This is a genomic window from Rhizobium grahamii CCGE 502 (assembly GCF_000298315.2).
Lineage (GTDB): Bacteria > Pseudomonadota > Alphaproteobacteria > Rhizobiales > Rhizobiaceae > Rhizobium > Rhizobium grahamii.
Genome location: NZ_AEYE02000035.1, coordinates 257305 through 269431, shown reverse-complemented (window position 1 = coordinate 269431; position 12127 = coordinate 257305). Strand labels below are relative to the sequence as shown.

The 12127-nt window shown below is 57.7% G+C and carries 8 protein-coding genes and 1 pseudogene; 3 read left to right on the top strand and 6 right to left on the bottom strand.

The window, feature by feature from the left end:
* Window positions 1–205 precede the first annotated feature (205 nt).
* Window positions 206–511, top strand: a pseudogene (locus RGCCGE502_RS28665) (bifunctional Delta(1)-pyrroline-2-carboxylate/Delta(1)-piperideine-2-carboxylate reductase); the annotation flags it as partial.
* Window positions 512–619: 108 nt separating this feature from the next.
* On the top strand, window positions 620–2080 hold the full coding sequence (locus tag RGCCGE502_RS28660) for a cryptochrome/photolyase family protein (protein WP_016557717.1): 1461 nt from the start codon (window positions 620–622) through the stop codon (window positions 2078–2080).
* Window positions 2081–2843: 763 nt separating this feature from the next.
* Here RGCCGE502_RS28660 and htpG read toward each other — a convergent pair.
* Window positions 2844–4733 (bottom strand): molecular chaperone HtpG, encoded by a 1890-nt coding sequence (gene htpG / locus RGCCGE502_RS28655; protein ID WP_016557716.1) that lies wholly within the window; start codon window positions 4731–4733, stop codon window positions 2844–2846.
* A 190-nt stretch (window positions 4734–4923) separates the two neighbouring features.
* Here htpG and RGCCGE502_RS28650 point away from each other — a divergent pair, with 190 nt between their 5' ends.
* Complete coding sequence (locus tag RGCCGE502_RS28650; protein ID WP_016557715.1) at window positions 4924–5148, top strand: hypothetical protein; 225 nt, start codon at window positions 4924–4926, stop codon at window positions 5146–5148.
* 381 nt (window positions 5149–5529) lie between these two features.
* On the opposite strand, the gene RGCCGE502_RS37585 is transcribed toward RGCCGE502_RS28650, so the two are convergent.
* The 5 genes from RGCCGE502_RS37585 to RGCCGE502_RS28630 all read right to left on the bottom strand — a co-directional run bounded on the left by RGCCGE502_RS37585 (window position 5530) and on the right by RGCCGE502_RS28630 (window position 11749).
* On the bottom strand, window positions 5530–5676 hold the full coding sequence (locus RGCCGE502_RS37585; RefSeq protein WP_019280346.1) for a hypothetical protein: 147 nt from the start codon (window positions 5674–5676) through the stop codon (window positions 5530–5532).
* Window positions 5677–6131: 455 nt separating this feature from the next.
* Window positions 6132–7202, bottom strand: coding sequence for a lipocalin-like domain-containing protein (locus tag RGCCGE502_RS28645; protein WP_016557714.1), 1071 nt, complete (start codon window positions 7200–7202; stop codon window positions 6132–6134).
* Entirely contained in the window at window positions 7192–9603 is a 2412-nt protein-coding gene (locus tag RGCCGE502_RS28640) for an FtsX-like permease family protein (protein ID WP_016557713.1), read from the bottom strand. The genes RGCCGE502_RS28645 and RGCCGE502_RS28640 overlap by 11 nt, the downstream gene beginning before the upstream one ends.
* Window positions 9600–10259 (bottom strand): ABC transporter ATP-binding protein, encoded by a 660-nt coding sequence (locus tag RGCCGE502_RS28635; protein WP_016557712.1) that lies wholly within the window; start codon window positions 10257–10259, stop codon window positions 9600–9602. The genes RGCCGE502_RS28640 and RGCCGE502_RS28635 overlap by 4 nt, the downstream gene beginning before the upstream one ends.
* A 299-nt stretch (window positions 10260–10558) precedes the next feature.
* A complete protein-coding gene (locus RGCCGE502_RS28630) occupies window positions 10559–11749 on the bottom strand; it encodes an adenylate/guanylate cyclase domain-containing protein (protein ID WP_016557711.1) in 1191 nt (396 codons plus the stop codon).
* Between the last annotated feature and the right edge of the window lie 378 nt (window positions 11750–12127).

Genomic DNA, 12127 nt, shown 5'->3' with positions numbered 1-12127 from the left:
CAAATTTTCGAAACCCGGTCTATTCGTCACGAGGGAAGAGACAGTGAAACGCGTAGGCTGTCAAGGCTTGGGGCACCTGGTGAAGACCACAAATTCTCGCTAAGAATTTGAATTATAACCATATAGTTTTGTATCTAAATAGTTAGTTAGTGTGAAATGGCTTTGCAAAAGCGCACCACCGCCCGCCCGCCGCCGCACCACCCCACCCGCCCCGCATGTGGACCTCATCGGTAGCTTCACTCCGGCAATGCGCGAGGCGGACGATGAGGCGATAAGGCGGTCATCGGTCTATATAGACACACCGGAAGCGCTGCATGAAGCTGGCGACCTGGTTCAGCCGATAAAGTCTGGTATCTTTTCCGCGAACTCGGTGCGCGCCACGCTCGGCGAACTGTGCCGCACAGAAAGGCCGGTGCGCGTGTCGAACACCGAGATTACACTCTACAAGGCGGTCGGCACCGCCTTGGCAGACCTGGTTGCTGCAACGATGGTGTACGAGGCATCAATGTGACAAGCAACCGGCCGGTTGCCGTCCAGGAAGATCTGGCCTTGACGCGGGCGATGTGTTTCTGATCCACGCCCGCGGTGGTTTCGTAACAGAAGAAACACGCAAACAGGGATGATCTCATTGGCGACCGAAAACGCGAGGCCTGTTATTCTTTGGTTTCGCAAGGACTTGCGCCTCGACGACAACCGCGCTTTACACGCGGCCTGTAAGTTGGGACGCCCCATCATCGCCATCTATATCCGGGAACCTCGTTCGGATGGCACCGGCCCGCTTGGCGCAGCACAGGCGTGGTGGCTCCACCACTCGCTTGAAAGCTTGGAGATGGCGCTCGGCAAACTCGGCGGGAGACTGCATTTAATCTCCGGTGATGCGCTTGATTTGCTATGCGACCTTATTGATGACAGCGGGGCTGAGATGGTCCTGTGGAATCGGCGCTACGACCCGGCCGGTATTGCAATCGATACGCGTATTAAGCGAGCGCTGGCAGAGCAAGGCATTGAGGCGAAGAGTTTTTCCGGACAGCTTCTCCACGACCCTTCCAGACTGATGACCGGCGCAGGTACGCCCTACCGGACCTATACCCCGTTCTGGCGTGCCTTAGAAAAGTTGGGCGAGCCGGACGACCCACTCGATCCGCCGACAAAGGTAAAATTCATTGACCTGCCTCAGAAATCCGAGCCGCTTGCTGAATGGAGGTTGCTGCCCACAAAGCCGGACTGGGCGAGTGAGTTCAAGGACATCTGGGTTCCCGGTGAAGAGGCGGCACATCGACGACTGACCGATTTTGTCGAGAATGACCTACAAGGTTATAGGCGCAACCGGGATCAACCGTCGCGACGGGCGACGTCCCTGCTCTCTCCTTACCTGGCACTCGGAGTCATCTCTCCTGCACGCATCTGGTGCGAGACGCGGGGGTCAAGTAAGCGCGTGCCAGTGGCCGATCTGGTGCACTTCCGCAAGGAACTTGCTTGGCGGGAGTTTTCCTACCACCTCATCTATCACTTTCCAGAGCTGCCCAATAGGAACTGGAACGACCGAATGGACGCCTTTCCCTGGCAAAATGACAAGAAGCATTTCTCGGCATGGACGAAGGGAGTGACCGGCTATCCGATCGTGGATGCTGGGATGCGCCAGCTCTGGCGGCATGGCTTCATGCACAATCGGGTTCGCATGATCGTAGCGTCCTTCTTGGTCAAGGACCTGATGATCGACTGGCGGCATGGCGAAACTTGGTTTCGGGAAACGTTAGTCGACGCCGATCCCGCCAATAACGCAGCTAGCTGGCAATGGGTCGCAGGATCGGGTGCGGACGCCTCGCCTTTCTTCCGCATCTTCAATCCGACCCTCCAAGGCGAAAAGTTCGATCCGGACGGTTCCTACGTTCGCGAGTTCATCCCTGAATTGGCGAACCTCGACAATAAGTACATCCATCGGCCTTTCGACGCCCCGGCCAGTGTTCTGGCGAGCGCAGCCATCAAGCTCGGCACGACCTATCCCGAGCCGGTGGTGGACCACGCGTTTGCCCGGGACAGGGTGCTCGTGGCCTACGCTGCGACAAAGGACGGAGCATGAACGGATTGGCTCGGTAGCCCGCTCAGCGTCTGAAATGCATCAATCTTTCTCGGCGGGCCGCAGCATCCACCATATGGGCTACCACGTGATGGAGCGGCAGGAAGAACGTCCGCGCATGACCCACCTCCGCAGAGGTGGCGCCTCTCGGCAGAAAAAATCAGCAGAGGCTCCGACCTGTCCTTGGCCACAATGATTAACTGCCGAGCACTGGCGTTGGTCGGTGACGAGACGCCTGCGTGCAAATCCATATACTGGGTCAAAAAAGAGGTTATCGTCGCAGGTAAAATCATCGGCAATGGTTGAGCCTGCGGTGCCAGCCTCGGCCTGCGACTGACCGCTCCAATCGATTTCATGAAGTTAGCACGTTCGATCTTTCAATTGGCAAGATCTTGGGTGACATCCTCCCGACGACCGCATCATACGTAGGCGGATAAATAGCGACTATCGCAGGAACAGTTGATTACGAAAAGAGCATCCATGATAACGCGCTGGCTCGCACGATACCCCTACCTCGACCATGATTATTGGCATTTCCACGAAACCGGTGAGTATTCGTAATCGCCGGCGGTATAGAGTCGGCTCCCAAGCAAATATGAAAGCCACTCACGGTCATGCAAACGAACTGCCTCGTATGCTGCACTCGATCCGTCACCGGCATGTACCGGCATTCGTCTTTGATCATAGACACCGTCACCATCGCGATTTTCTCCGGCATCACTTCCCCACGTTTCGGTCGCCGCATCAAAACGGGGACCATGCGGCGTTATGATCGCGCCGCTCTTTCGAAAACCCTTGCAAGCCGCTCTGCGAAGGCTCTGGGATCGAGTGGTTTGCTGCCGTCAAGAATACGCGCCTCGTCCAGCAAGAGCGCGACGGCATCGTCGCGGAAGTCCGAATCATCAACGATACCAGCGATGGCCCTGATCATCGGATGCAGCGGATTGATTTCAAGAATTGGTTTGGCAGCGGTCTGGAGGCGACCCGCTCCCTGCAGGATTTTTTCCATCTGGAGGTCATAGCCTCCTTCCGTAGCTACGAGGCAAACCGCGCTTTCCGTCAGCCGGTCCGACAGGCGAACATCCTCTACATGATCCGTAAGCTTTTCTTTTGCGAACTCGATGAATGCCTTTGTGTCGGCGGGAGCCTCAATCTCCGCCTGATCCATGCCATCAACCTTTGCAAACTGCGACAGATCGGCCGATCCCTGGGTAACAGATTTGAACGTCTTGCCTTCAAAGTCGGGAGCATTCATGACCCAAAAGCTGTCGATGGAGTCTTCCAGCAAGAGAACCTCGATGCCGCGCGCCCGAAACCCTTCTAGGTGAGGTGAAGCCTTGAGTTGATCGTGCGAACCACCGGCGAGATAGTAGATAGCGTTCTGGCTTTCCTTTGCCTCTTTCACATAATCGGTGAGTGAACGGTGCTCCTCGCCCGATGCCGTTGTTCGGAAACGCGAGATGGCAAGCAGTTGAGAGCGACGCTCGAAATCCTCGTAGATCCCCTCCTTGAGAATGGCGCCGAAATTCACCCAGAAGGTCTTGAAGCCCTCTGCATCATCCTCGGAGAACTTCTCGATGGCACTGATGACACGGTTGGCGACACCCTTGCGGATCGCCGCGAAGATGGGGCTGTCCTGGATCATCTCTCTCGACACGTTCAAGGGCAGGTCGGCTGTATCGACCAGCCCACGAACAAAGCGGAGGTAGCGTGGCAGCACTTCGGCTTCATCCGTAATGAAGACGCGCTTCGCATAAAGCTTCATGCGACCCTTTCGATCAGCGTCAAACACGTCGAGGGGCTGGGAGCCGGGTACATAGGCAAGCGTCGTGTATTCATGACGCCCTTCGGCCCGGTAATGCACCGTTATGGCGGGCTCGTCGTATTGACCCGAGAGACCGCGGTAGAAATCGGTATAGTCGTCCTTGGATATCTCCGACTTTGCCTTGGTCCAGATTGCTGTGCCGTCTGTTATCTGCTTCGGCTCGCCACCCGGTTTGTCGATCATGCCGATTGCGACCGGAACATGGCCAGACTGTTCCTTGACGATCTTCTCCACTGTCCATCGAGATGTATAGGTCCGGGCATCATCCATCAAATGAAGTGTAATCCGTGTCCCGCGCGCCGGCGCGTCGGCAGGATCCAAGCCCTTCACTTCGAAGCTGCCCTTGCCGTCCGAACTCCACAGCCAGGCCTCGTTGGCGCCTGCGCGCCGGGAAACAACGTCGACCCGGTCGGATACCATGAAGCAGGAGTAGAAGCCGACACCGAATTGCCCGATCAGCTGGCTGCCCTCGCCTGCCTTATTCGCTTCAACGCGCTCCATGAAAGCCCGCGTGCCGGAGCGGGCGATGGTGCCGAGAGCCTCGATCATCTCGTCGTGGCTCATGCCAATGCCATTGTCCTCGACGCGAAGCTGTCCGTTTTCCTCGTCAAGCGTGATCGTGATGCGAGCATCTGGCGCGCTGCCCAGCAGCGACGGCGTCTCGATCGCCTCATATCGAAGTTTTTCGCACGCGTCGGCTGCGTTCGAAATCAATTCGCGAAGGAAGACGTCCCGGTCCGAATAGACCGAATGGACCATCATGTGCAGAAGTCGCGCAACGTCCGCTTCAAACGCGTGGCTTTCGGCTGGCTTATCTGCGGCGATGGTCATGCGATATCTCTCCTGTCGGGTTTGGAATTCGTGCCATGAAGTGGCGAGATCCATTCAAAAATTCAAGATCATTTTCTGGTCAGTTCCCCACGATCCCAAACTCGATTAACGTAGCTGTGCAAAGCGATTTCTTGCATCTGTTTTATTCCAAGAGCCCTGCTACTATCCCGGCTGCTACCGGAGTGAGTTCATGTTGGTAGCAAGTTTGGTACCGGGAAGCTTCTATTGGGCCAGGCCCCTGGCCGGCAACGATGAGTTCACGATCGTGCAAGTCTCGACCGTGTTCGGCGAGGATCGGGACTTCTGGACCTTGGCAGTCATCGGTTCAGATCAGCATCACATGCTTTCGGATTTTGAAATCATCGGACCTGTCGACGAACCAGGGTGGGAGCCACTGCGCCAGGCTGCCGAGTAATATGCCGGTCTCGGCGATGAAGGGACAGCTGACATTGGTGATGGGCCCTGCAGGCGTCTTCAAGACACGAGGCGATCATCGATCTGTTTGCTCACACGAGTGCGATTTTTCAACGCAAGTTACCGGACCGTGTTTTGGCCGGATATATCCAGTTATCGTCGCTGGCAGACATAGGACGCCGCAGGGGCGGGCGACTGATGAAAGCGCAGAGCGGCCATGAAACGCATCGTATTCCCGCGAAAGGTCTGGTCCGTCAGCTCGTTGTGGCTCGCTCTGAAGCCGGGCGCCGGACAAGGGCGGCTATCCCTCCAACAGGGCAAGTGAGCCTATGGGAGATGCTCGAAGCTCCCATAATCCGTGCATCGTTGAATGCGGCAAACGCTAGTTGTCCGCGTCCCGAAGCTTTTGATCCAGCTCGCTGATCCAGAAGATATATTTTTCCCGCAACGGATGATCTTCCGCCAACAAGGAAAGCTTCATCTCCGCAAGGCGGCGCTGATCACGGATGAGTTTGACGTCAATCTTCATTAGGACATTTCCTGATGCTGGTTTACGCAGTAACCGATTACGGGGCCCCGGGCAACATAAAGTTCACCTTTCGTTCCTTGGTCAACCCTCACGATTGGCATGCCACGGCTTCAATATCGAGTAGCACGCTCGATCTTCATCGGGTTCGTCAAGGTGTTCGTCTCCACCTCCTCTCCAGGGCGGGCGGAGATACATCCGCTGGTTTTGTCTGCCGAGGCGAAGGCCCGACCGACAACCAATGGGGCCGCGGTAGTCACAAATCACGGTGTTGCAAGACGAGTGGCATCATGTACCTGCGGCTCGGTTTCGGGATCGATACTCAATCCTTTCTATCGCCATCAACTCGGGCGGTCGCAAACACATGCGGCCAGACGAACCAAAGGCCGTCGCCTGCCATCGCCATGATTGCACGCTGGAGACGATGGTGCGAAGATCGGTATCCGTATTTCGACCGTTCAGTATCCGGTCATCTCGAGATAACCTTTGCCAGAAGTGCTTCCCTGGACAAATATCGGCCCCTCCCAGTAGGGTGTCGACGTTGCCATCCACGCCTGATCATTCAATGCTCTCGTCGTCACATCAAATGATCGCTCCGGAACCCGAATTCGCCACGCTACCGGTACAGTTCGCGCTGCGACGGTCGCGGTTGCGATGGCCTCGATGGAAACTGCATCAGAGGAAAGCGGAGTACTGTTCCCGTTCGCCGCGATCCAGTTTGCCGACAGGAACCCTCCCTTGTCACCGCGCAGCCTGAACGCCATGAATTTCTCGCCTGTCGCCAGATGTAGCGAAAACCAGTCCCATCCCGATTGGTCGGCAGCGAGGGGTTGCGATGACCATTCGCGATCCAGCCATGCGTTGCCATGTACCCTGACGGTCTTCCCAGCAATATCGATCAGGCCAGACGCCTCGTAGAAAGGCTGCGAATAGTAGAAGCTTGCCTGTCCAGCTGCCGACTTCACCGAGTAACCACGATCGCCCTGGAGGACGAGCGGGCCCTTCGCCTCCAGATGCAACTCATAGCGAAAATCCTTGCCGTTGGCTCTGATCCTGATGCGATCCAAGGGATCGTGCGCTGCGGGATCCTCGCTCGCCATGTCCCAGTCGTCGATCCAGGCTTCAAATGGCACGCGCACAACGTCGGCCTGCCCGATACCACCTCTCGCCCGGCGCTCGGCAACATAATGGTGTTGCGCGCTTGTAATGGCGGCATGACCAATCCAGATCTGCGGGTCGGCAAAACCCTGCATTTCCCCGGGTGCCATTGCCGATCGAAACATCGTCCACTGAGCCCCATAGCTTTTGCCGTCGTCGCCGGCAAGATTGGCAGTCACGTACCACCACTCGATCCGAAAGGTCGGATGAGGGCCATGATCGGCTGGAAATGAAAGGACAACGCCTCTCTTCGGACTATCGAAGCCTTCTGCGCTCGACCCCAATCCGGCGAAACCTTGAGCAAGGACCACAGCTGACGGGCAGCTCAGAACCACGGCCAGCGCAGCGGCTATCAGTGCCCTAACGTTCATTTGCAAACACCCTTAGCAGATCGGCGGGATGGATGGAGACGAGCCGCCTGACGGGAACTGCCACGGAAAGGCATGCAGCAATAAATGCTACAAGTCCGAGCCACAGCCACTCCCATGGAAAGACGGCCATTGGCAGTCTCCATCCGAAGGCCTCCACGTTGACGATTGCCAGAAGGATCCACGCGAGGGCAAGACCGACCGGTATCGCGGCCAGGAAAACCGCCGCCCAAAGAGAGAGAGCCCGCATCACCTCCAGGGCAACAAGCGTGCGTCTGCGGCTCCCCATCGCCCATATCGGGGCAAGTTGGGGCAGGCGTATGCCCGAAAGGGTGAGAAGACTGGAAAACATTGCAAAACCGGCAACGGCCAACGTTAGCACATTGAGTGCTCCGGTGACCCTGAAGGTTTGATCGAACACCGCTCTCGACTGGCGTTTGAGCGATCCCTGGTCGACGATGTTTCCATCCGGCACGCCTAAGGCATGGACGAGATCACGTCTCAACCGGCTTACATCCGACATAGGCACCCTCACACCGTAGCGAAGCTTGGGCACGTCAGGAAAATGCTGCACGAGCGCGTCTATTCCCACGATGATCTGGCCTTTTGGGTTTCCGTAGTCGGAATAGACCCCGACGACGGGCAGGCTCCAATCTCGCCCAATGGAGATCCGGTCGCCAAGCTTAATTCTAACACGCCGCCACATCTGCTCATTGATGAGGGACGCGCGCCCGGCTGCGATTTCGTCCCATGCATTGGCTGTGGCCTCGATCAACGGCCAATGGTCGCGATAGGTTTGATCATCGGCAACACCGTAGATCGCCAATCGTTCGCCGGAAACATCGGCTTCTGCGTTCCAGATCGGCAACACGGAAATGGAATGGCGAGGCAACCATTCACGAAGCCGAAAAGCCTCCCCTTCGTCGCGGGCAGTGACATAAAGCTCCGCAGCCAGCCGCTGATCAAGCCAGCCATTGAATGTCAGGCGAAAGCTGGAAACCATCGTGCCGACGCCGATGTTTGTCGCTAGGGCAAGCAGAAGTGCCATCAGTGCGAGTGAAAGGCCGGGAAGCTGCAGACGCGCGTCCGCCCAGAACCAATGGAGCATGGCAGAACCCTTCGACGCCTTCTCCGCAATGATCAGAAAGATCGAAAGGAGTGCAGGCAGAAGAAGAGCGGCGCCGAGCAGGAGACAACCGAGAACCGCGAAGCCCGACAACAGGCCGGCCCCCATGAAAACCAAGAGGGTCGCCGTGAAAAGAAGCAGAATGCCACCGAGGGCGTGGTAGGCCAGCCCCGGCGTTGTCGCCCGCGCCCATGCCCTTGGCTGGGCGGCTGACAGGATTGGCATGCGCCAGACGCGCCACAGGCTCTGCGCCGAGGAAACGGCAGTGCCTCCAAGCGCAATTCCTAATCCGGCGAACCACCACTCCGGCCGCAGAGACAGGGACTCGGGAACGGATGCGTCGTATAGACCGCGGAGCGTTGCGGCTACTCCCGGGAGGAGCAGCCAGGCGATGATGTATCCCAGCGCAACGCCGAGCAGACCCGAAAGCAGGGCCAGCATGGCGAGTTCGATAACGATCATCATTGTCAGTGAGCGCAGCGAAACACCAAGAGAACGCAGGGTCCTGAAAGTGCCTCGACGTTGTTCAAACGAAAGCCCGGACGCGGAGTACACAATGAACAGGCCGACGACAAAGGACAGGAAGCCGAAGGCTGTCAGGTTCAGGTGAAAGCTGTCGGTCAATCGGGCAACGTCCGGCCGGTCGGCGCTGGCCTTGAATGTAACGTCAGGCGCGACTGTCTGAAGTGGAGGAGCATCCGGTGCTGGCGTTGGTGCAACAATCAGTCGGGTCAAGTGTCCGTGCGCATTGAGAAGCCGGTCTGCTACGCCGATATCCACAAAAGCAGCGTCGTCGGGAACCCGCTCGGATGTCCTGATTTCCATGTGCGTGACCTCACGCAGCTTTCGAGCGGTCGCTTCAGACGTTATCAACTGGCCCTTCGATGCCAGAAGCCGGGGAACGTCGTCGCCCTTCGAAGCGTCGAGTACCTGCGCTTCGGACGGCATTGTCAGTGGCTCAACACCAATCAGACGGACCCGCGTCGTGCCAAACCTGTAATTTCCCTCAATCACGGGGGAAACCTTCCAGCCGGCGCGGCGAAGACGCGCATAGGTCGCGATTGGAATGCCTGCCCCGTCCCGCCCGATGATCTGGGCCATCCCGCTTTGCTCCAGCACCGAGGCTGCTCGCGCGTAGCTCGCCCTCGCCTCTGCGTTGATGGCCTGAACACCCGACCAGAGGGCTGTCGCCAGGGCGATCCCCATGATCAGCGTCATCAATTGAAGAGGCTTGCGCCGCCAATGCGACAGCAGGGCTGCAAACGCCGTCGTCGTCACTCTCCGATCCTTCCCCCGTGAAGGATCACTTTCCGGTCCAGCCGAGAGGCGAGACGGGTGGAATGGGTCACAAACAGGAGTGTGGCAGCGGCACTGCGCGCGAGCGACAGCATCAATTCCATGACGGCATCCCCCGTTGCTTCGTCGAGATTGCCAGTCGGTTCATCCGCGAGGACCAGAGGAGGCCTTGCTGCCAACGTTCGACCTATGGCAACGCGTTGTTGCTGCCCACCGGATAGTTGCTCAGGATAGCGGTTCAGCAAAGGCCGCAGCCCAAGCCTATCGGTGATCTCATCTTCCCATCCCTTGTCAAATCGCCCTGCCAGCTTCGCATGGAAGGAGATATTAGCAGCAACGTTGAGAGAAGGAATAAGGTTGAACTGCTGGAAGACCAGCCCGACATCCGTTCTTCGGTAACTGGCGCGGCCATCGTCACCGAGCGCCGAGACGTATTTGCCATTCATGACGATCTCCCCCGCATCGGGCCGGTCAAGCCCGCCGATCAGATGGAGGAGCGTGCTCTTGCCACTGCCCGACTCCCCGGTCAAGGCCACGCTCTCGCCGGCGCGGACTGCGAGATTGATACCCCGTAGAATTTCCACGCGACCTTCCGGCGTCGGGTAGGATTTGGTGACTTCGGAAAGGATCAGTATCATCAGGATGGCGCCTGCACCGTGGTGGATGTCGGATTGATGGAGGCCGCATAGCTGAACAACAGCTGCATGATCGCTTCGGTTCCTCCCGTCCTGTCATGCCTTGTCGCTGGGAGCACCGCAATGCTTTTCCTTGACGCTCCCATGCTTGAAGGAGAGGAGGCGGTCTTCCGGTGCGTATCCAAAAACCGCTCGATCGTACGCAGACATCATCGCTTGTACACCATTCTAACTGAGCGGTTTCGCGCCTTTGCCGCCTTTTGCTGGCCTCTTACGGCTGTCGAGCGCAGATGTTACCACATTCATTCGCGTTCGAAGGTCGGAGGCCCCCACGCGAATACCGAGGCGGGCTCGGCGACGCCTTTCAATGCAAAATTGCCAACCTTGTGGAAACAGTCAGGGCATTGTGCGACAAAGTCAGCAGACGCCAGGAGACTGTGCCCGACGTCATCCGCAAGCTTTTCGATCCGAGCCGCTTCGTTGACTGCTCTTCCGACAACGGTGAAATCAAGACGGCGCGCTGCGCCGACATTTCCGTAGAAGACCTCGCCAACATGCAGGACGATGTCGATCGGGATTTCAGGCTGGTCGCTATGGTAGCGTGCCTGATTGAGTGTTACCGTCGCGTCCATCGCGCCCGTCGCCGCCGACAACGCGCGACGGCAGGCATCGGCCGGATCCTCGACGTCAGCAGGAAAGATCGCCAACAGGCTGTCGCCCATGAACTTGAGGATTTCGCCGCCATTTTGTTCGACGGATTGGGCCACGGCTTCGAAATGCTCGTTCAGCCACGCGACGATACGCTCCGCAGGCCAGCGCTCGTTGAGCGACGTGAAGTTCTTGAGGTCGGCAAGAAGGATGGCGGCGTAGATTGCAGTTCCATCACCCCGGCGTGTCTGACCGCTCAGGATGCGGCCGCTCGTTCGGGCACCCGTATAGACCGCAAGCATGTCTGTTGCGACGCGCATTGCCGCTATCTGGAAGCACACCAGCGCCAATGCCGGCATGATTTTCTCGATGATGGCTACCTGCTGATCGTTGAACCCTTCCGAACCATCGACCGCAATCGAAAAACCGACGCCTGCCAGGGCAGTTCCACCTGGAAACGCAACAAGCTTTATGACGTAATCTGTCGCCCCGAGATCAGAGAGTTCGCGAAGCAAGGGAAACGAAGATGTGTCATCCTCCGCAAGCCTCCATCGACCGTGGAGAAGATCGTTGGACAGCAGATAGTATATTGGTGAACGGACAAACATGTCCTCACCGGCGTCATCATGTCCTTGCACCTCGGTGGCTACCGGTGAGTATTTCGACCAGGAAACTGAGAAGCCTCGTTGCAGCGGATCAATCGACGGCATCGCGATCGAGACACGGACGAGCGGAAAGCCGAGCTTTATCAATCGTTTTGAAAGTGTTCCGACAATCTCTTCGAGTGCCTTGCCCGAAAGGCCCGAGCCGATGATCCATTCAATCAGGTCGATAGTGTCACTCAAGCCGCTTCCTCCCCAGACCATCCTCTCAGGTCGGGTCGCCCGTGTTGCGTTGCGGCTTCACGGCTGGACCCCAATGTCCTGCCACTAGCAGCAGTTTGGTCGCCGAAGAATGATTGCGTCAATGCCCGATCTGATTGAAGGCACAGCCCACCCAGACGCCTGAGTCCAGCAGAACTGCGCTTGCCGGAGCATTTTCGTTGCCGTACCCCGTTCTCATGGAATGGAAATATCAGCAGCCTCCGATCGGCCCGGGCCCCCGACCCATCAGAAAAAGCGCGTTAGTCAACGGGATGCGCTGTCATCCAAACTTCATTGGTGAGCCAAAATTGAACGCGCTATGAGAGCGCGAGCCAAAGGGGCGCGTCCATTTTTTTTTGA